The following is a 22,589-nucleotide window of genomic DNA, read 5'->3' as shown; positions in this document are numbered from 1 at the left end:
ACAAAATCAAAGTTTATTCAGCCAGTCCCCTAACAAATCAATAGCCTCCGCCATGTTACCACAATGTTGCATCAGAAACTGCTTATCCAGGCTCTGTTCTCCGTATTCATTCATAGAAGCGTATAGAGCTTCCCTCCCATTAAAATCCACATAGGCAAATCGTGCCGTGAGTTCTTCGGGTTGCCGCCCGAAATCGCTACCAGGCAGCATAGCTATCCCTGTTTCTTCCAGCAATGAATTGCAAAACTCAACAGATGTATAGATTCCTTTTCTTTCCAGCTTTTCACGGTAAAAATCAAAATCAGGAAAAAAGTAAAATGCACCCTTTGGAGTAGGATAGGTCACATGCATCTCATCAAGCTTTTCACTAATGCATTTTGCCAGGAAACGTAAAACCTTCCGGCTATGCATGAGATAATGGTCTATTTCAGGACCGCCCCGAAAAGCTTCTACGGCAGCATATTGAATGGGGGCCGAAGTAGCTGTGAATGTTTCACTGGCAACGGTAGCCATGGCATCCCGTAACCAATGAAGATTGGATGGAAATGAAAAGGTCCCCAGCCTCCATCCTCCTGCCCCGCACCATTTGCTCAAACCACTGCTTACAATGGTTCCTTCAGGATAAAAGCGTGCAATGGAAATATGCTGCCCCTGATGATGTATCATACCGTAAATCTCATCAGAGATAAGCACCACCCGATATTCACGGGCTACTTTGGCAAGTAATTTTAGTCTTTCCAATGGGTAAGTGCTCCCCGTCGGATTGGATGGGTAATTCAGTATCACTATCCTGGGCCGGTCGGGATCCGTCCGGCAGATCATTTCCAGCTTTTCCGGACTTAAGCGATAGTCATTTTCCTTATTCGTGGGGACCCAATGCACATTGCGGCCTATGATCCTGGCTTGTGGAGAATAAGAGACCCAACTCGGTGTGGGAATGATAAGATCACCGTAATACACGAGCTGCATAATAAATATTAGCTCCTTGGATCCCGGACCAACCATCACATCTTCCGGAAAGGTGTGAAACTTATGTACTCTATGATTGTATTCCGCCACCGACTCACGTAATGCTTTCAAACCCCTGACCGGAAGATAATCCTTCTGATGCGCATTCCTCCTGAGCGCTTCCACCACTGTTTCCGGAACAGGGAAAGGAGACTGGCCTAGCCCTAATTTATAAATCTTCCTTCCACGTGCAATCAGTTCATTACATTTCTCATTGATAGCCAAAGTGGCAGAAGTCGGTAACCCCCTGACATTTAAATTCAAATTGACATAGGGTTTGTTGATTCTTACTCTGGACATGATAGATTATTTGATTCCTGATATAATATACTGTAAAATAGGATCAAGAGTTTCAGGATTCTTAAAAGACAATGTCTGATACTTTGGCCCCCTCATTATGCCACGATCAATCATCTCCTTTATAACATCCACATACGGAAGCGAGACCTTTCCGATAAGCAATGGGCTTAAATCATTGTCTGCCAATTGATAGCGAAACAGATCACGGAACCCCTTCAGATAAAGATAATCCTTCGTAAACCCTCCCCCTCTGAATATTCGTGATGTCAGATAAAAAGCATGATCATGTTCAAGCTTATATTCTTCCGTGACCAACCTGAAAACTTTGGAAAACGAATACCCTTTTACCATAAATTTCGTTGCTTTCACCCTGATCGCCAATTCTTTCATTCTCCTCAGGTCAATGTTTCCTGAAAAATATTCGCTAAGAATAGCCAGTCCTTCCTGAGTTAGATCATTTAGTGGAAATCCAATATTTAATATCCTTAAAGGTTGTTCAAGTGAATTCATAGTTGTGAGCATATGAACTCCAATTTCATGATGAAAAAGTGCTTCAAGGGTTTGCCGTGAAAACAAAGCATCTTTTTTAATTATCAGCAGTTGCTTATGATTTATTACAATTGCTCTGGCTATGATTTTCGAGGATAATTCTATTTTGCACTGAAAACCGTATGCCTTCATTTTCTCTCTGAAAAACTCAGCCGCTTCAGAAGAATTAAATACTAAATCCCCCTCATCTTCATTTGATGAAAAATTGGGTAAAGCCAAAACATATTCAGCATTCTCAATATCTGTATGGTCCGGTTCCCCATAATAGCGAAGAGTATTATAGAGGAACCTTTCGGTGCCGATAGAATTGATGATATCAACTTTATCGGCATACGAATTGATTACATCCTTGTAAAGCTTTTGCAGGCTCACATCCTGAATACGATCAACAGGAAGTTCATAAAGCTTTCTTCTGAAGGAAAACGGGTCCACTGCCAGTTGTGAATACCGGAATGAAGGTTCATAACGGTAGCCAGATTTGAAGAACTTTTTCTTTTCCTGTTCTATATTGACAGGATTTACAAAATTCAATATTTCAAAATTTTTCACCAGACGAAATAATTCCTGATCTAAGGTTTTCAACTCCGGCCGGATTTCATCGGATAACAGCTTTCCCGGAGAAATACTTTTCAACTTTGTGTTATTTCTGATATAATAGCTTACATTATTGATTATAGCAGTTTTCAAGCCGTTCTTCAATGCTTCCATGACCATCGGAAAAACTTCACCACTGGCTTCATCCATGTAAACTTTCTTTATTTCCGTCGCAAAGACAAGGGCATCCGGAAAACTCTTCGTAACATATTTTAAGAAATAACCATTTCCTTTGAATAGGGTATTTTCTCCGACAGAAGTTTCAAGATTCGGCAATTCTATCCTGGAAAGTTCAGTAAGCCAGTTTCTTATGCTTCCAGAGAAACGTTTTCTATTGATACTCCCCGTGCCCAGATTAAAAACCGGATATTCTTCATTATATCGCTGGTAATTATAAGAATGAATATCATAGATCAAGGCATTTCCATATCGATTTTTCATCAGAGCCAAGAGAGCATCTACCAAACGGAAAAAAAAACGGTGTTTATTGAGCGATATTTCCCGCTCTTCATCCGAAACAGGAGACCTCCATACTGTCTTTCCCCAGGCCACATCATAAATACACCCGGCTTCATCCCTGTTCAGATCATACTCATATCTCGAATCCTGAGCAATAACCACCATCGGGAAGGAGGATATAAGATCACCGGTCAAAGGGTCTTCTTCATATTTCCGTTCATGATCATTCAGAGCGATCAAGCGACGCAGTGAGGGACGCAACTGATGTCCGTGATGAATAGCAAAACACGCATAAGGTTCAATTTTCTCCAGCTTAATGTATAATGACCTATCGGGTGTATAAGCCTCAAAGCATTGCCCAATCTCAATATTTCTAAGGATTTCCTCCCTTGACAGAACTGGATCAGTCATTAAACACTGTTTTACGAAGTTCACTTTTCCTGCTGGCTACCATGAATTTCTCACGTGCGACACCTTCAACAAAATCAAGCACTAATTGCTGAATTTTTACCTTATTAAGCCGGTTTATACGGGTAATTCCTCCCGGGCTGCAAACATTAACTTCTATAAGTTTTCCACTAATCACATCCAGTCCGACAAAATACAGGCCATCCGCGACAAGTTTTGGACCTATTTTCTTGCACAGCAGCTTTTCTTTCCTGGTAAGAGTATGTTTGGCAACGCTGCCACCTGCATGAACATTAGAACGTACATCGTCATTTGATGGGATCCTTCTCATGGCCCCAATAGGTTCTCCATTGAGCATTAGGATTCTGACATCACCATTTTCAGCTCCCTCAACATATTCCTGGAGTATTACGTAATTTGATGGCCTCTCATTCCCTCCAATATAAAAGTCAAGTAAAGAATTGATATTCTGCATGGCATTCTTTTCAATAACAATAACGCCGCTCCCACCAAATCCATTCAATGGCTTTAATATCATTCTTTGATTTGGCGATTCTGAAATAATCCGTTTAAGATACTCTTTATTTTTCGAAACATACGTTCCTGGAATGATCTCATTGTCGGGATCATGAAAAACAGCCGTGTATAGCTTATTATTTGCTTCGCGTAACCCTTCGATATTGTTAACGATAAAGGTATCATTTTTAACTGAATCGAGAAAGTTAAGCATGATGTTATCAATCGGGGGATTTGTTCTTATGAAGATCACATCAAATCCAGCAAGTGGAAACATTTCTTCTCTGAATTCAACCCTTTTATGAAAAAGTGAAATGTTTTTCGAAACCGGTGAACTTTTTCTGATCACCCTGCAAAACCCACTGGTAATACTATCCCGGATAGTTAGGTTGTTCGGATAAACAATGGCAACTATGTGACCTCGTATAGCTGCCTCATGAACAAGACGCAGTGTTGAATCTGTTTCCGGATCCACCTCATGCCATGGATCCATAATAAATAATATATTCATAAGATCTGGTTATTTTTATTATTTTCCCGAACGGTGAAACGGATTCAGAAGACTGAAAACTGAGGCACTCGACAATGGCTTGAAATAACCATCCTTCACGGCCCTGATTTCTTCGATCGTATAAAAAGCATTGGGATTATACCGGTTAATGATATCTATCACTTCACGTGCCTGTTTTCTTTTGATTATAGAAAACAGCATTTTAATTTTCCCCGATCTGCCTTCCACATCTACTGCCGTTACACCGTAATTATTGGAACGCAGGTATCCTATCAGCTCTGTCGTATCTTTTTTCGGTATCACCCTGATCAGTACCGTACCGAGAGATAGCCTTTCTTCCACAATCATACCGATGTAATTACCCATGGCAAATCCTCCGGCATATGCAATATAACAAAGGACATTGTCAAGATGCTGCATCACCTGGGCCACTACAACAATCCATATCAGCACTTCAAAAAAACCCAGAACCGGAACAATAGACTTAAAACCTTTGGCAGCAAAGATCAATCGTATGGTTCCAACAGTCTGGTCAAATATCCTTGCAACGAAAATGATCAGGGGAAGAACTACCCAGGAAAATAACTCGACACTCATAATGAGGTGTTTTTATTCTATTTCTTCCTGAATATGTTCGAAAAATTTCTGGGCTCACGGTTTTTCCAATCCGCGTTATGATAAAGATAGCTGGCTATGAGCGGAAGAACCGAGGTAGCTTCTGCATAAACCATTTGCTCATAAACCGTGTCTACCTTTCCCCAGGAAGCTGCTTCCCTGAGCGTCGAACTGGAACAAGCACCATCGCGGACATCCGCTACGGTTATCTGGATAGCATATTTGTGCATAGGCACATCTTTACCCAGGATCTCTGCACATATTACCGTATCCTGAGTAAAATTCTTCGGAACACCACCGCCGATCATAAACAACCCGGTTGTATTGGCTTCCATCTTTATCATCGTAAGTTCCAGGAAGTCTTTCACAGAGTCAATGGATACATGCTTATCTGGATTTTCCCATTGGTGTTTTACCAGCCCAAATCCGGCACTGCTATCGGAAAAGGCCGGACAGAATATCGGAACACCATGCTCATAGCAAACCTGTATAAGTGAATCCTTCTTTTTTGAGTTTTTTACAAGATATTCGCCCATCCTGGCAATAAATTCGCGGGATGACCAGGGCCTGCGTTCAAGGGTATCGGCAATTTCCTTGATTGTCATATCGCATGCCTGCAATTCTTCTTCATCGATGTAGGTATCGTAAATTCTGTCGATATACAGATCCCGCAATACCTTGTCGTCAGCATAGGGAGTCCCTTTATAATGCTTATATCCAAGGGCTTCCAGGAAGTCCATGTCGACGATGGATGCACCGGTTGCCACAACGGCATCAATCATATTGCTTTTAACCATATCAACATAAACCTGCATACATCCGCCTGCACTGGTACTACCTGCCATGGTCAGGATCACCGAACAATCAGGATCGTTCAGCATACGCATGTATATATCGGTAGCTGAAGCAACTTCCCGCGACGTAAACGACATGTCACGCATTGCGTTGATGATGGGTGTGCTGTCGAACGATTTAATATCGATATGTTTGATCGTATCCTTTAAAACATCTTTCTTGTTCATGATTTTATTTTTTGGTTATTTATAATTTCCCATTCTTTTTAAAGACAAAGCCGATGATTTGGTATAATAACTTGGATGCTAAAAAATTTGATGATTTTTCATTCGGATTTGGACATAGTTCCACTACATCAAATCCAATGATTTCATGTTTTTCATTCACAGCCCGGATAAGGTTGACGACTTCATGATAAAGTAGTCCGGAAGGCTCCGGAGTTCCGGTTGATGGCAATATTGACGGATCCAGGCCATCCAGGTCTATCGTGACATAAACCTTTCCTCCCAGCTTTTCAGTTACTTCTGATATCCAATCCCCATAACGGCCATTTCTGATTCCGGAGGCATAAAAAACCTTTCCTTCCGGAACAAATTGTTTTTCAATAATATCCATGCTTCTTATGCCTACCTGGACAAAAGGACACCATTCCCTTACACGTGCCATTACACAGGCATGGTTGTATTTGCTTCCTTCATATTCCGGCCGGAGATCCGTATGGGCATCGATCTGAAGCACCTGTAAATCAGGATAATGCTCGTGGCATGCCTGGATAGCTCCAATACTTACCGAATGTTCTCCACCAATAGTAACAATGAATTTGCCCTGATCGAGCCATTTTTTTACTTTCCTGAACACTGCCTGACTCATCTTTTTGGGAGTGGCATCTTCTGTTATGTAGTCATCCGTATAAATCCCAACGCGAAAATTTTCCGCATCCAGGTCAATGTCATACAGCTCCATATTTTCCGAGGCTTCAAGGATAGCTTCAGGTCCTTTATCCGCACCCTTTACCCAGGTACTGGTGCCATCGTAAGGAACCGGCAGAATGACCACCGATGCCGTTTCCGGGCTCCTGAATTCTTTTGGTATTCCCCCGTAATGAATTTTTCTCATGATCTGGTCTCCTATGTTTTATTAAAATCCAAGGATTTTCAGCATGGGCTTGTATGTTTGTTCTTTGGCAAATAGCTTGGTACTATATTCTCCTTCGTCATCAACATCAATAATGATATGTTTGGGTGCAGGAATCAGGCAATGTTGTATTCCGCCATACCCACCGATGGATTCCTGGTAGGCTCCGGTATGAAAGAAACCAATATACAATGGTTCCTCATGGCCAAGTTTGGGTAGAAATATCGCGTTCGCATGAGCTTCCGCGTTATAGTAATCCATACTGTCGCATGTAAGTCCTCCTAGAAAAATTCTCTCATACTCTTTATCCCAATGATTTACGGCAAGTAAAATGAAGCGCTGACTCATAGCCCATGTATCCGGAAGCGTGGTCATGAATGAACTGTCGATCATGTTCCAGACCTCACGGTCGTTCTGGCGCTTCTGATCTACAATCGAGTACAGTACTGCACCGGCTTCGCCTACCGTGAAAGAGCCAAACTCTGTAAAAATATCCGGTTCCTTCACCCCGTTCCGGTCGCAGATATTTTTTATCTGAGCAATGATCTCCTCCGTCATATATTCATAATCATAGTCAAACGAAAGTGAATTCTTAATCGGGAAACCACCGCCTATATTCAGGGAATCGAGTTCAGGACAAATCTTTTTCAATTCGCAGTAAACATTCACACTCTTACTAAGCTCATTCCAGTAGTACGCAGTATCCTTTATTCCTGTATTGATGAAAAAATGAAGCATTTTTAGCTCAAAGAGTGGATTATCCTTGATTTCACGAATATAAAAAGGCACAATATCGTTGTATCGGATACCCAAACGGGAAGTGTAAAAATCAAATTTAGGCTCCTCCTCTGAGGCAATACGAATCCCAAGTTTTGTCTTTTTCTTGATTCCCTGTTTATATGTCTCAATCTCCTGCATATTATCAAGAATAGGGATAGTATTCACAAAATCGGAATTGATGAGTTCAACTATGTTCTCACGGTACTGTGGCCTTTTAAAGCCATTGCAGATAATGAATTTTTCCTTGGTTATTTTTCCGGTTTGAAAAAGTTCCTGAATGATATGGATATCAAAAGCTGAGGATGTCTCAATATTGGCTTCATTCTTCAATACTTCTTCCAATACAAAGGAGAAGTGAGAACTCTTGGTGCAATAACTGTAATGATATTCACCTTCGTAATCGGCCTTGGCCATAGCCACATTAAACCACCTTTTTGCCTTTTGTATCTGTTCAGAGATCTTGGGAAGATAAGTTATTTTCAGCGGTGTGCCATACTGCTTAATGATATCCATCAGCGGTATGTCATGGAAATAAAGTTCATTATCCTCCACGTGGAATTCTTCCTGCGGAAAATCAAAAGTCTGCCCGATCAGGTCAATGTACTTGTTTTTCATCGTATTAAATAACTCAAATAAAGGTAGGCAAAAATAACGGAATTATCAAAGAATATGATGAAATCATCTACTTTTTATCTGATGCGGATTTATTTCCCTGTATTGATTCACTGAAGACAGATTATCAGAGTTTTACGCAGGTTCCAGGTGTAAGGAAATCTTATATTAAGGATGGATTACCGGAAAAGTCCTATCAACCCCTAATAATCAAGGATTATAAACTCTGTTCGCCGGTTCAGGGCTCTTCCTTCTTCGGTATCATTTGATGCAACCGGATTGCTGTAAGAATAACCCATGTAATTCAGTCGATTATCATTAATCCCCTTTTCAATCAGGTATAGATAAACAGCCCTGGCACGGTTTTCAGACAACGATTTATTGTATTCAAAGCTTCCGGTATTATCTGTATGTCCTCCGATTTCAATCCTGATTTCAGGATTTTGCCTCAAAAAGTCCAGTAATTTTTCCAGTTCGGTATATGATTCTTCTTTTAACTGATAATTATCATGGTCAAAGAAAATATTTTTCAGGATGACTTTACTTCCCGGTTCAATGGGCATCAGTGGCACATCAATACGGAAAGGCTCTCCCTGGTTTTGCATCATTCGGTTTAAGTTGAAATGATCGGAGTAAAAAAGATATTCCGGTTTACTGACATTAAGGGCATATTCCCGGTCAGAAGGCAAACAAAGGAGGAATTCCCCGGTTAACGGATTTGAGACGGAGCGGACGATAACCTTCCCCGAATTCAGTGCAATCAATTCAAAAGATGCTTCCAGTTTATCCATGGTTTTCGCGTCGTAAACCAATCCTTGCAGATAAGTAACCGGAAGTGGCCGGAATTCTTCCGGAATATCTATCCTAAAGATATCATATCTACCTGTTTCGCCATAATTGCCGGAACTTATATAACCGGTTTGCCCATCAGCACTGACAATCAGGTTGATTTCATCCGATCCTGAATTTATCGGATAACCCAGGTTCCGGGGTGCCGACCATATGTCATTTTCATCTTTCCTGCAAACAAAAAGGTCATATCCGCCCATACCCGTATGCCCTTTCGATGAGAAATAAAGTGTTTTGCCATCCTGATGGATAAACGGGGCCATTTCGGCATCCTGTGAGTTAACCAGATCTCCCATATTGACAGGGCGGCTCCAGCTTCCGTCAGATTGAAGGCTGGATGTCCAGATGTCAGAACTGCCTTTGCCCCCTGGCCTGCGACTGGCAAAATACAAAGTTCGTCCATCAGACGACAAGCATGGCTGGGATTCCCATGTGGATGTGTTAACAACAGGACCGAGATTGGCAGGCAATGTCCAACCCCTTCCCCTTCTTCGTGTATAATAAAGGTCACAACTCCCATATCCACCCGGAGCATTGCACCCGGTGAAAAACAAATATTGCCCGTCGGGAGAAAAAGTTGCTGCACCAATGTTCCCGAATTCATTCAGAAAAACGTCCATCTCTGCCGCTTTCATCCATAAACTATCTTCCTTAACGGAAATAAAAACCCTTTCCCTGAATAATCCAGATCTCAGAGAATCGGTTTCCTTGCGGGTAAAGATCAGTTCACGCTGGTCTGTCCCTACAGTATTAACATATTCATCAGCATCGGTATTGATCCCGCCTCCCAACCGCAAAGGAGAGATATCAAAGGGGTTTTCAAGCGATCGGGCCCGGAAAAGACAGGTATTCATCAACTTTCTTACCCTTGCATCCTGTATAGGATCAAGTTCTGCGTTCTCCAGGTAAACTTCATACAATTGCCTGGCTTTTCTGTATTCCTCCCGGTTAAACTCGGCATTAGCGTATACGAACCAAATAAAAGGATCAAAATCAGGATCTATAGAAACAGCCTTCCTGTAATATTTTACCGCTGCATCCCATTCCTGTAAATCAGAGTGAATATCAGCTGAAATAATATAGGGTAAAACGAAATTGGAATCTTCTCTGATAGACTTTAAAGCAAAACCCAGCGCATCGTTCAACTGCTTCTCTTCAAAGGCCTTTCTGGCTTTCTCCATGAAAGACCATGCTTTTTTCGATTTGGTGTAATCCTGCTCTTCAAAATCCTGTGAAAAAACGGGCAATGTCAGGCTCAAACTAAGAATAAGACATAGCCCCATTCCTAAAGATGAAATATGACGTATTAGCATCATGGAATATGCATGTATTTGTGACTTTGAAGTGATATTCTCCATTGGGGATGATCCAGAATATAATCAACGATAACAGGCATCATTTGTTTCGAACGGCTCCATTCGGGTTGAAGTAATAGGAGGCAAGCATCCCCTACCTTTTCTGCATGCATCTCAGCCCATAAAAAATCCTTCTCATTCTCAACAATCACCTTTAATTCGTTTGCTATAGGAAAAATGCTTTCTTCCGGAGGATGATTTCGCTTTGGCGAAAGACACACCCAGTCAAATTGTCCCGATAACGGATATGCCCCGGATGTTTCCAGGAAAATCTCAAATCCCTTCTCTTTAAACTTAGCACACAGAAAATCAAGATTGTACATCAATGGCTCACCTCCGGTGACTACCACCGACCTGGCTTTGAATTGCATAGCTTGACAAACAACATCTTCCACGGATTTTGGAGCCCATAGAGAAGCATCCCAGGCTTCTTTTACATCGCACCAATGACAACCAACATCACAGCCGCCTATCCTTATAAAATATGCCGCTTTTCCGGTATGAAATCCCTCTCCCTGAAGACTGTAAAACTCTTCCATCACCGGCAGGTACTTTCCTGAAGCAATATCCATTGATATGGTTTTAATTCTTGATAAGCTTGCCTGTTTTAACTATGGGACCACATCCTACTTTAACGGCATAAAACCCATCCTTTAACTGATCTGCATCCACAATAATTCTGTATCCGTTCCCGGTCTTGGTAAAAATACTGTATAATACATCACAAGGGGATCCTACCTGATTAAGGATGCTTACTTCCGGTTCAAAACCCCGGGCATCGGGAATTTCTATTATAATCCTGTTGTTGACAGGATTCGGAGTAATCTGAATGTCAATATCCTTTATTGCCGACTCAACATTGCCGGTATAATTGCCAGTATACTGCCCATATTCAGCATAATAAACCTGTTGATTAAAAAACTGGCTTGCCTCCGCTGAAATTAGAATTCCATCCTGACTGATCACGCAAGCCCCCTCAGTCTGGGCTCCCAGGATGTATGGCATTGTAATTAATCGTTTATTGCCGGAAAGAAAATCTGTCCCCTGGTAATCCCATAACATCCAAAACATTGGGATAAAAGTGCTATATCCTGTGAGAGCAATAAACCCGGTCTCAGGATAGCAGGAAGCGCCAGTTACCAGGCATCCGGCATTAAGACTATCAAGTACCTCTGCCTGATATGTACCTGGTATTTTGGGAACCCTGTATATCCTGGAATACTTGTTTAACCAGTTCTTCGAGAAGAGATAGAGACTATCCCCTACCGAAATCATTGCTTCGCAGTCGTAATTATGATTGTTGTGATTAGGAGTAAAAACCTGCTGGTCGGCAAAAGAAAACCAGATTACATTCGCATTAACATATATCGTGTCCGTTAACGATGTTAAAATATCCTCCTTCGAAATAACAAGAATATGCAGATCCTGACGGCTGCCGGAATTATTTCCAAAATCGCCTATATAAATATTATACTCATCCTGATCAATATCTTCCCAATCGGTATTATCCGCATTATCAATAAAAACCCATTGAATGATTTCACCCGTTGCAGTATCAATTTTGTAAATAGCTGCATCCCCGCCGGAGTCGTTATGTGTCCATAAACCTTCATTCCAGAATATTAATCCTGAAGTCTCATTGACAAGACCGGGCAAAGACATGAAAACAGGAGTATCCAATGAAGTGGGATCATATAAACAGGAACCATCGTTTAAAGAAGCGGCAGGGTCGTAATTAGTGGCCTGAGGATCGGTGCAGCCATAAATCTGACCCATTACAGGCAGGGTATAAACAATCATTATACCGAAGAGAATAATGACAATCAGAATATTATGGCCGGCTCCCCTGCTATCCATAGATCTCCTTTCTGGCTGCTTTAAGCGTATTCATCAACAGGGATACTATTGTCATAGGCCCTACTCCGCCCGGAACCGGGGTAATAAAGGAAGCTTTCTTTGAAACTTCTTCGAAGTTCACATCCCCGACCATTTTATACCCTGTAGGGCTTGATTCCGATTCAACTCTATGTATACCAACATCGATCACCACGGCATCCTTTTTTACCATTTCACCCGTAAAAAATTGTGGTTTACCGATTGCAGCTATCAGGATATCGGCTTGAGAAGTAAATTTTTCAAGGTTTTTCGTACGGCTGTGGCATAAAGTAACCGTGCAATCACCCGGTTGAGATTTACGGGAAAGCAGGATAGAAACAGGTGTTCCAACGATATTGCTTCTTCCGGCAACCACGCAGTGTTTACCTTCCGTTTCGATCCCGGCACGTTTTATAAGTTCTACAATTCCCATCGGAGTAGCTGAAATAAAAGAAGGTAAACCCTGGATCATCCTTCCCAGATTCACCGGATGAAAACCGTCGACATCCTTGGAAGGTTTTATACGCTCCAGAATGCGGTCTTCGCGAATATGAGCAGGTAAAGGCAACTGAACAATAAAGCCGTCGATATCATCATCGTTGTTTAGAAAATCAACCATATCAAGCAGCTCTTTCTCCGATATTTTATCACTTTGACGATAAACCGAAGAAGTAATACCCACCTCACGGCATGCTTTCTCTTTGTTGTTTACATATGTATGACTGGCAGGATCATCGCCTATCAGGATGGCGGCAAGGTGAGGAGCTTCCAATCCTGCATCGATCATAGCCGCAACCTCCTTCTTGATCTCATTCCGAATTTCAGCCGCGATAGCTTTTCCGTCAATTATTTTCATTAATACTCACGATTAATTTTTTGGCATATTCTTCATATTCCTCATCATACGCATCATATTCTTTCCCCCTCCCCCAGTCATGGCACGCATCATTTTGCTGGTCTCATCAAACTGCTTGATCAGTTTGTTCACCTCCTGGATATCCTGCCCGCTGCCCTGCGAAATCCTTTTTCGGCGGCTTCCGTTCAGTATCTTGGGATTGCTCCTTTCTTCCGGGGTCATTGAGTATATTATCGCTTCTATCCCTTTGAAAGCATCATCGTCGATGTCGAGATTTTTAAGAGCCTTGCCCATACCGGGTATCATGCTCATCAGATCCTTGACATTACCCATTTTTTTGATTTGCTTGATCTGCCCCAGGAAATCGTTGAAATCAAACTGGTTTTTGGCCAGCTTTCTCTGCAGACGCTGTGCTTCCTGAACGTCAAACTGCTCCTGGGCTTTCTCTACCAGAGATACAATATCACCCATGCCCAATATCCTGTCAGCCATCCTGGCAGGATAGAAAATGTCAATGGCGTCCATTTTTTCTCCAATACCCACAAACTTAATGGGTTTATTGACCACTGATTTTATGGAAAGAGCAGCACCACCGCGGGTATCGCCATCGAGTTTTGTCAGCACGACTCCGTCAAAATCAAGCCTTTCGTTAAAGGCTTTTGCTGTGTTTACAGCATCCTGGCCGGTCATGGAATCCACCACAAAAAGAATTTCATGAGGATTGATGTTTTTCTTAATGGATGATATCTCGTTCATCATCTCTTCATCAACCGCAAGGCGCCCTGCCGTATCCACGATCACCACATTGTATCCCTTCTCTTTTGCATAGGAGATGGACTTTTTTGCAATGCTCACAGGATCTGTATTCCCTTCTTCCGTATAGACTTCTGTCTCGATTTGCCCACCAAGGACCTTCAACTGCTCGATGGCAGCAGGCCTGTATACGTCACCGGCAACCAGTAAGGGATTGCGATTGTTCTTTTTCTTCAGATAATTCGCCAGCTTGGCTGAAAATGTGGTTTTTCCCGACCCCTGAAGACCTGCTATCAATATAACGGCCGGGCTGCCTTTAAGATTTAAATCTACCTTGTCGCCGCCCATAAGAGCAGCCATCTCATCCCTGACGATTTTTATCATGAGCTGTCCGGGCGAAACGGCTGTGAGAACATTCTGCCCCATGGCCTTTTCCTTGACATCATCGGTAAACTGCTTGGCTATCTTGTAACTGACGTCGGCATCAATCAAGGCCCGGCGGATATCCTTTACGGTCTCCGCAATATTGATCTCCGTGATGTGTCCACGGCCTTTTAGTATCTGAAACGAACGTTCCAGTTTTTCACTTAATCCTTCAAACATTTTCCTCTATTTTTTCGAGTGCAAAATTAATAAAATATGAGTATCGGGAAGCATTAACGAAAAGTTACAGGATGCAGGTTGCAGGCTGCAGGTAGTTTGGGTGAGGGTATTGAGTAATGAGGTTGTAACTTGTAACCAGCAACCTGCAGCCAAATCGATGAAACCTGTAATATAATGTTAAATTAATAAACATTTCATATAAAAAGTATTGTATTTATCTTCTCATTTCATTATCTTTGCTCAAGACCAAGCCGATGACCCGGACATGATCAAAAACAGGCTTCCATTTTCAACTCTACCCACTTTTATAAGTCATTTTTTTGGAAACCCAAATCCTGATATCTGAAATTACTATTTACCAAACCAAATAATTAGATTATGAAAAAGCTCAAATTAAGAATGTTAACCAGCCTGATCCTTCTGTTGGCGACATCTGTTGTCGTTTCCCAGGATTATCAGTTTAATGTTATCGCCGGTGAAATCACAAATGAAGTGATAACACCTGCTGCTTCTCCCTCACCTAATTCCTTTATCACAGGAACCGGGACTCATCGGAACCCTAACCGGGTAATGACAGAAATTAATTTTGATGATAGTTTTGGGTTACCATGCAGTTTCGGAAGCGTTTACCCCCTTCAATATGATTACGAAGGTTATGGCGTTGTTTTTGCCGGTCCTTCAATGCTTGACGGAGGAGCAATACTGGATGAGTGTTCAACCTTTCCTGCAACCGGATATTCTCCACCCAATTTTTTAGCGTTCAACACGGGAGGCAACCTGATGTCCGGTGGTTTGGCAACGGGACCGGAAGACATCTACTTCAATCCACCGGTATCGTACATGGAAATCAAGGCCGGTTGTGCAGCAGCAGGAACAATAGATATGTTCGCCTATGATGAACAAGATAACATAATAGATTATACCCAGATTACAGCCACAGACCCCATGCAGGTCATTTCGGTTTCCGCTGAGCGAATTGCAAAGGTTACCATTCAGTTTTCAGGAAACTTTTTGGTGCTTGATGATATGGTTTTCGACACATATCTGGCTCCCGACAATCTGGAAGCAACTGTGGATCCTGGTAACGGAAACACGGATCTATCCTGGTATTATGCCCCTATAAATGGCGTTTATGAGGACTTTGAAGATGGCAATGCACAAAACTGGATCCCGGTCACCGGCTATTGGAATGAAAGTAACGGTAAATACCTTGCTGAGAATACTGATTTCAAAATAGCTTCCTCATTTTATAATTATACCTTTAATGAGTTTGACCTGGAAGTGCATTTCGCAAAAACTGCAGGAAGTTCCTGTAATGTTGGAATATATTTTTGCGGGGATCCATCTTCAATAGGACCCAACGGGGGATGGCTGAATGGATACCACCTGGTTTACTGCGACAATCAATCGTATAACATAGCCCGTTATGATAACGGCAGCGCTACTTTCATACAGGACTGGACTACAAGTCCCAATCTGAACTCAGGAATTGGAAGTTACAATACTGTCAGGATAGTCCGTTCGGGTGGAAACATAGAAGCCTATTTCAATGGTTTTTATCAGGGAACCTGGTATGATCCTACATACTTATCAGGAAAAATCGGGTTGAAATTATACGATGATAACATTGGAAGCGGTTCCGCCGCTTTCGAATATATCACCATCGATCCGGTTGCAGATGGTTTTACTTTCCATCCCGTTCCACCCGATCTTTTCCTGAAAAGATTTAATACTTCAACAGATTATTCTGACTGCAATACGTGCCGCAACGAAAACTATACTATAGAACCTGCTCCGGCCCCGGTTGAGAATCCTTATACTCATTATTCAAAAAATGCATTTCAGAATTTTAATGTTTACCTGTGGGACAATGTTACCGCAACACCTTCCATTCCCAATTATTCACTGACACTTCCGGATTTCGGATTATACGGATTTAACGTGACAGCACAATATATTGAAGGAGAATCCAACAGCACCAACCATGAAATGCTATGGTGGTTGGATCAACCCATTTATACACAGATTCCCTACGGTCCAAATGACTCATGGGGAGGATACACCAGCGATTATGGCCCGCCGGAACATTATCTTGTTTATGATTGCTTTACCGGGCTTACAGAATTGATCAATGGAATAACGTTTATCGGGATCAATGCCGAATTTTCCAGTGGTTGGTTCACCTGCAACAATGAAGACCCTATGACCTTTGAAATAAAGTTTTATGAAGATAATGCCGGCTTGCCGGGCACTGAGGTTGCTTCATTTACTGCCGAAATCAACCGGATTGAAACCGGGATGAATTATAATTTAGGCGATGACTTTCCTGCATATGAATACCGCTATTACCTACCGGATCCTGTAGACCTTGCTAATGGCTGGGTTTCTGTACAGGGGATCAGCGTTGGCACGCCCGACTGCTGGTTCCTTTGGAACACATCACCTGATGGTTGCAATACGGCATACCAGTGGAACGGAATATCCCTTGATAATCTTGGTGCAAATATGGCTTATGCTTTACTTGGCGGGTGGGTGCCTCCTCCTCCCACTAACCTGCAGGCCAATCTTACCCCTGCCACAGGGCGCGTTGTTTTAACATGGCAACATACTACCTCCGCTAGCAGGGCATTTCAATACTACAAGATCTACCGTAACGGAACAAACATAGGAATTACCCTGAATACAGGATATGAGGACTTCCTGCCTGCTTATGGTTCTTACGACTATGAGGTCACTGCTTTTTATGATGAAGGAGAATCCGCAGCAGCCGGCCCGGTCAACGTTAACTGGACCAACGTGGGTGTTGAGGAAATTGACGGTGAACAGGTGTTGATCTACCCCAACCCGGCCAGGGATCACCTGATCATTGAATCGGCTCCGGGTAACTCCGAAGTGACTATTTATAACCATTTCGGTCAGCAGGTCTTTTACCAGGCACAACCAGGAAATATCCTGAAAATCAACACCTCATCCTTTGCAACCGGTGTTTACCTGGTAAAACTCTCAACCAATCAGGGCAATATCACCCATAAAGTGATCATCCGGTAAAAGGATTTCTTTGTAATCCTGAATAAACGTGGTGGATTTAAACACCACAATAGTCACAATAGTTCACAGTAGAATTTCTCCATTCATCTATTGTGAGCTATTGTGACTATTGTGGTAAAATCCCCCTTGCAATGCAACGGTAACATAACAGACCTTGTCTCATATTAAAAATCCCTTTAAAACCCAAAACCAAAGACAATGTTTCATTCCAGAAGCTTTCTTATCGTCATACTGTTGGTCACGCCCCTTTTACATTTTTCCCAGGATATTATCACCCCCTCACCCCTTAACCACCAATCCCTAATCCCCAAGCCCCAACCCCTAATCCCTAATCCCCAATCCCTATCCCCTAACCCCTCTCCTCTTCAAACCGGCGAAGACTCTTTAATTGTAGCAGCTACTCCATCATCTGGCCAATGTTATATAAAATGGGATTTCATTCCGGGAAGCTATGAGGAATATAAATTTGACGACGGCTCTGCAGAAGAGCTTATTGTGTGGGCTAATGCCGGCAATGAAAATGCGGTAAAGTTTAATACAGGAGGTTCTCCTACTCTTGTTAGCGGAGGAATGATTTATGTCGGTGACGGAAGTTTCCCGGCAGGCAACTGGTTTGGCACTGATTTCAGGATGATCGTGTATGATGATGACGGCCCCGGGGAAATGCCCGGTACAGCTCTGGATTCCGTTACAGTTACCGTAAACAATTATGGATGGGTTGAGTTTTGGGGATTAAATGCACTGATCAGCGCCGGGAATTTTTACCTTTCCATGCGCCAGCTATCAAATGTACCCAACTCCCCTCCTCTTGGTGTGGATTATTCAGGTCCTACCTACAATTATGGTTATTGCAGACTACAGGGTAACGACTGGCAATTAAATGTTTATCAGGATTTGATGATACGTGCCTTTGTTTCTGAAGATCCCGGCATTTCTTATTATTCAGTTGCCTGGGTCGAAGATATGCAATCCTGCGACCCCCTCACCGGAACCCTCACCGTAATAGGATCAACTACAGAAAATGAATTCACTGATATTTTATACGGACAAACCGGCGGATTTTTAAGATATGCAATTCAAATCGTTTATCAGTCGTCCGGTTCTTCAGGATGGTTCTTTTCCAATCTTACCGGCAATAACACCACATCCCCGATCACCTTCAACATGGAAATGATCAATGGGGATCCCATCAACAACGTACGGATTGATCTGTATTCTCTGGACTGCATGAATTCGGATTACACTTTGTTTACCGGTCCGGACGGCTCTGCAACAGAAGATTCGGTTTACCATGGCCATTATGATATTTATGCGTATAAACCCGGGTATGACAGTATTTCAGTCCTGAATGTTCCTGTTTTCAGCGACACGGTTTTCAACTGGGTGATGGATGAGTTGTACCTTGCGCCGGTGAATGTAGCGGTTGATACACAGATCTCGGTAATGTCATGGGATCCTCCTTTCCTTAGGGAATGCAGCAGGGAGATTCTGAGCTACTTTATATTCCTGGATGATACTATGATCGAATCAGGCAATATGACATCAGTGCAACTACCTTACATGGATTATGGCACAGAACATATTGCCGGCATCTATGCAGCATACACCACAGGAAACAGTGACACCATTGATGTTGAGTTCACTTCCGGCTATCTGGCCAAACCGGAAAATCTGGAAGGAGAGCCATTGGATGATATCATTCATATCTGGTGGGATGCACCCAGGATACCGGATACAACAAGCAAAAGCAGGGACATGTGGGATGTCCGCTTCCTCTATCCGGTTACAGGAGTAAGCCCGGAATACGGAATCGAAACGGACGGGAATTTCATTTATACGAGCCAGTCGACCGGAAATCTGATCAATAAATATGAAGAAGACGGGACTTTTCTATTTGGGTTTTCCATTCCGGGAGTTAGCGGGCTGAAAGACCTGGCCTATGATCCTGATGAGGGATGGATGTACGGAGGTGACGGTGGTAATACCTGCTATGTCATGGATTTCAATTCGGCAACACTTGTCAGGACATTCATAGCTCCGGTCAACATACGGGCCATTGCTTACGATGATGATCAGGATGGGTTGTGGACTTATAACTGGAACACAGATATCGTGCTATTCGATAAGCAGGGGAATTTGCTGCAAAGCTTTCAAACAGGTACCTTCAATAATTATACTGGTTTTGCGTACGACAATCATACCTTCGGGACTCCCGTCCTCTGGGGATTTACCAGTGATGGTGCTGAAGCCAATCTGGTGCAGATCGACCTCACATCAGGTCAGGAAATCTTCAACATTGATGTTTACAGTATCCTTGGAACTGGGTCGGCTCCATCGGGTGGCTTGTTCACACACTGGATGTCAGGAGATTTCTGGACCATTGGGGGAGTCTTACAGGATGAATGGATCTTTGGGCTTGAACTGACTACATGGCCGTACTATCCCGGACAGGGCGGAATTGTACCTGCAAACCTATTGGGGTATAATATACACCGGGACAATGAGGAATATGATTTTATAGAACATAATCCAGGCGATACCACAGCAGAATATTTCGATTTCGGATTGATCCCCGGTTTGTACAGGTATGATGTAAGCGCTTTATACGATTTGGGGCCGTATGGCCAACCTGGCGACACCGGGGAATCCGCCATGGATGGCCCAATATTTCTCTATAACAACTCAAATTTTGTATTACCCTTTAATGAACCCTGGGCATCCGGCACTTTCGAGTTGAATGAGTGGTATCATGATACCAACTGGACTATTGACGGAAACGGAGGGAATCCTGCCCCGGCTGCAAAATTCACAGGCGAACCTGCACTTTCTAATTACTCAACATCTCTCACTTCCTGGTATATTAATTGTCTGGGCGTAAACCAACCATACATTGATGGGGAAATCTGGTTTGAATTTGACATCAGACTGGATGACTTAAATCCGACAGGACAGGAGAAATTGACCGTTAGGGCATGGTGTGGAGAGGGATGGGATACCATTACTACTTTTGATAACTCCGAGGGAAGTTTCGGCTGGTTGCACCGGAAATATAACATCAGTACTTGTGCATGGGGTGTTGATCTGTTCCAGATACAGTTTTCCTGTAGCGGGATATCTTCTGCCAACATCGCATCCTGGTTAATCGACAACATTAAGGTATACAGGCTCTGCCCGGCTCCATACAATTTGGAATCTGAGGAGATTTCCTGGCACGACTACCTGCTTACATGGCATGCACCGGATTATTCACAAAACCGTGAATTACTGGGTTACAACGTATACATTGATCAAGCTTTCCTCGAATATACTACAGACACTTTTTATTACTGGGTTCCACAGATGGGCGGGGAATTTGACATTAATGTTACGGCCACTTATGAGGATTGCGAATCGTATTACAGCGACACGTTAGCTGTGAATGTTCCTGTTGGGATAGAAGAAAAAAATGATGATGGATTGTTCATATTCCCAAATCCTGCTGATGATTATCTGATGATCCGGTCGGAAGAAGATATCCTCTTCATAAAACTATTCAGCCCGGTGGGCCAAATTATATACCACAGCAACGATTTAACAAAGAGCACAAGGATCAGTACTTCTCATTTACCCGGAGGAATTTTTCTGGTCCAAATAACCACTAAGCAGGGTATCGCTACTCGTAAAATAATCATCCAATAATCCTCTTCGGTGCTCCCCACACAAGTGCATCAGAATTCTGGTATACACAATTTGAGGAAAATACGTAGGGGGCGACATAATACACTGAAAATTGAATCTTAACGGTTGATTTCCTGCATTTTTAGCACCATTTCGCGTAACATTCCGTTACCTTTGTAAGTAAATAAACTTGTTAATCAAAAAGCCAAGAAAGATGATACAGATCGTGGAAACTTCCCGTGATGCCATGCAGGGTATCATGGAATTCATTCCGACAGCCTCCAAAGTCGAATACCTGAATTCATTATTAAAAGTCGGATTTGACATTCTGGAGTTTGGAAGCTTTGTTTCACCCAGAGCTGTGCCTCAATTAAAAGACAGTGGTGAAGTGGTTCGTAAACTAAATCTACAAGGCAATGGCACACGTTTAGCCGCCCTCGTCGGTAATGTCAGAGGTGCCCTGGAAGCCGTACATTATGATGAGATATCCTATATTTCTTACCCACACGCTCTTTCAGGAAAATTTCTTGAGTTGAATCTCAATTCATCTCTCGACAAATCAAGGGCTATTTTAGCCGAAATCCTTAATATGGCAGATAAACGGGATAAAAAAACCATTGTTTATCTTTCCATGGCATTCGGAAATCCATATGAAGAAGAATGGTCGCTTGACAAGCTGATCCGTGAGTGTTACGAACTCGACAATATGGGAGTCCACCGCATTACCCTGGCAGATACCATGGGGCATTCAAAGCCGGCTCAGATACGTGAGGTATACAAAATATTATCAGATGGGTTCCCTCTGGTTAAATTTGGGCTACACATGCATACACAGAAAGACTGCTGGTACGACAAACTGGAAGCTGCCTATATTAGTGGCTGCAAGGTATTCGACGGCACCGTTAACGGCTTGGGAGGCTGCCAGTTCACCGGATATGAAATGATAGGAAATCTTAGTACTGCATGCATCCAGGATTTCCTCGAACAAAACGGAATTTCAAGCAAATTGAACAAAAAGGAACTCAAAAAAGCAAGGGAACTATCAGCAGAGCTATTGGAATCAGTGCATACTTAATGCATAAGGGGAATAGCGAAATCCGGAGATCAGAAGCCGGATTTTTACATACAGAATTCTATAAACCATCTTTTAAAACAAACCCCGGGATTTTTCCCGGGGTTTGTTTTTTTGGTATCGGGAAAGGGAAATAAAAGGTTGCTGGGGACTGGGTGCTGGGGACTGGGTGCTGGGGACTGGGGACTGGGTGCTGGGGACTGGGGACTGGGTGCTGGGGACTGGGTGCTGGGGACTGGG

At 42.7% G+C, this 22,589-nt stretch carries 15 protein-coding genes; 3 read left to right on the top strand and 12 right to left on the bottom strand.

What is annotated here, in order from left to right; all coding sequences use genetic code 11:
* Positions 1-6: 6 nt before the first annotated feature.
* From KKA81_13645 to ffh, 12 genes are all read right to left on the bottom strand, one after another.
* Entirely contained in the window at positions 7-1,308 is a 1,302-nt protein-coding gene (locus KKA81_13645) for an aminotransferase class I/II-fold pyridoxal phosphate-dependent enzyme (protein ID MBU2651968.1), read from the bottom strand.
* Between the two features lie 6 nt (positions 1,309-1,314).
* The gene (locus tag KKA81_13640; GenBank protein ID MBU2651967.1) at positions 1,315-3,321 is read right to left on the bottom strand and encodes a flavohemoglobin expression-modulating QEGLA motif protein; all 2,007 of its coding nucleotides are present in this window, start codon (positions 3,319-3,321) and stop codon (positions 1,315-1,317) included.
* Complete coding sequence (gshB, locus tag KKA81_13635; GenBank protein ID MBU2651966.1) at positions 3,314-4,345, bottom strand: glutathione synthase; 1,032 nt, start codon at positions 4,343-4,345, stop codon at positions 3,314-3,316. Before gshB ends, KKA81_13640 begins: the two co-directional genes overlap by 8 nt.
* Before the next feature lie 18 nt (positions 4,346-4,363).
* Positions 4,364-4,942, bottom strand: a complete 579-nt coding sequence (locus KKA81_13630; GenBank protein ID MBU2651965.1) for a DUF2179 domain-containing protein — start codon at positions 4,940-4,942, stop codon at positions 4,364-4,366.
* A gap of 17 nt (positions 4,943-4,959) precedes the next feature.
* Entirely contained in the window at positions 4,960-5,982 is a 1,023-nt protein-coding gene (locus KKA81_13625) for a deoxyhypusine synthase (protein ID MBU2651964.1), read from the bottom strand.
* A 19-nt stretch (positions 5,983-6,001) separates the two neighbouring features.
* Entirely contained in the window at positions 6,002-6,871 is an 870-nt protein-coding gene (gene speB / locus KKA81_13620; protein MBU2651963.1) for an agmatinase, read from the bottom strand.
* Between the two features lie 21 nt (positions 6,872-6,892).
* Entirely contained in the window at positions 6,893-8,284 is a 1,392-nt protein-coding gene (locus tag KKA81_13615; protein MBU2651962.1) for an arginine decarboxylase, read from the bottom strand.
* Positions 8,285-8,484: 200 nt separating this feature from the next.
* A complete protein-coding gene (locus tag KKA81_13610) occupies positions 8,485-10,446 on the bottom strand; it encodes an OmpA family protein (protein MBU2651961.1) in 1,962 nt (653 codons plus the stop codon).
* Positions 10,443-11,024: a 7-carboxy-7-deazaguanine synthase QueE gene (locus tag KKA81_13605; GenBank protein ID MBU2651960.1), complete on the bottom strand. Its 582-nt coding sequence runs from the start codon at positions 11,022-11,024 to the stop codon at positions 10,443-10,445. The genes KKA81_13610 and KKA81_13605 overlap by 4 nt, the downstream gene beginning before the upstream one ends.
* A gap of 43 nt (positions 11,025-11,067) precedes the next feature.
* Positions 11,068-12,342 carry a hypothetical protein gene (locus tag KKA81_13600; protein ID MBU2651959.1) on the bottom strand — a complete coding sequence of 425 codons (1,275 nt, stop codon included), beginning with the start codon at positions 12,340-12,342 and terminating at the stop codon, positions 11,068-11,070.
* Positions 12,335-13,216 (bottom strand): bifunctional methylenetetrahydrofolate dehydrogenase/methenyltetrahydrofolate cyclohydrolase FolD, encoded by an 882-nt coding sequence (folD, locus tag KKA81_13595; GenBank protein ID MBU2651958.1) that lies wholly within the window; start codon positions 13,214-13,216, stop codon positions 12,335-12,337. Before folD ends, KKA81_13600 begins: the two co-directional genes overlap by 8 nt.
* A gap of 12 nt (positions 13,217-13,228) precedes the next feature.
* Complete coding sequence (ffh, locus tag KKA81_13590) at positions 13,229-14,572, bottom strand: signal recognition particle protein (protein MBU2651957.1); 1,344 nt, start codon at positions 14,570-14,572, stop codon at positions 13,229-13,231.
* Positions 14,573-14,950: 378 nt separating this feature from the next.
* On the opposite strand from ffh, the gene KKA81_13585 reads away from it, so the two are divergent.
* The 3 genes from KKA81_13585 (at position 14,951) to KKA81_13575 (ending at position 22,352) form a co-directional block, all read left to right on the top strand.
* Positions 14,951-17,620 carry a T9SS type A sorting domain-containing protein gene (locus KKA81_13585; protein MBU2651956.1) on the top strand — a complete coding sequence of 890 codons (2,670 nt, stop codon included), beginning with the start codon at positions 14,951-14,953 and terminating at the stop codon, positions 17,618-17,620.
* Positions 17,621-17,818: 198 nt separating this feature from the next.
* Positions 17,819-21,298: a T9SS type A sorting domain-containing protein gene (locus KKA81_13580; protein MBU2651955.1), complete on the top strand. Its 3,480-nt coding sequence runs from the start codon at positions 17,819-17,821 to the stop codon at positions 21,296-21,298.
* Between the two features lie 193 nt (positions 21,299-21,491).
* Positions 21,492-22,352 carry a hydroxymethylglutaryl-CoA lyase gene (locus KKA81_13575; protein MBU2651954.1) on the top strand — a complete coding sequence of 287 codons (861 nt, stop codon included), beginning with the start codon at positions 21,492-21,494 and terminating at the stop codon, positions 22,350-22,352.
* Positions 22,353-22,589 lie beyond the last annotated feature (237 nt).

The organism is Bacteroidota bacterium, assembly GCA_018831055.1.
Lineage (GTDB): Bacteria > Bacteroidota > Bacteroidia > Bacteroidales > B18-G4 > M55B132.
Note: the sequence above shows the minus strand (reverse complement) of the source record. Positions and strands in the feature narration are given on the sequence as shown.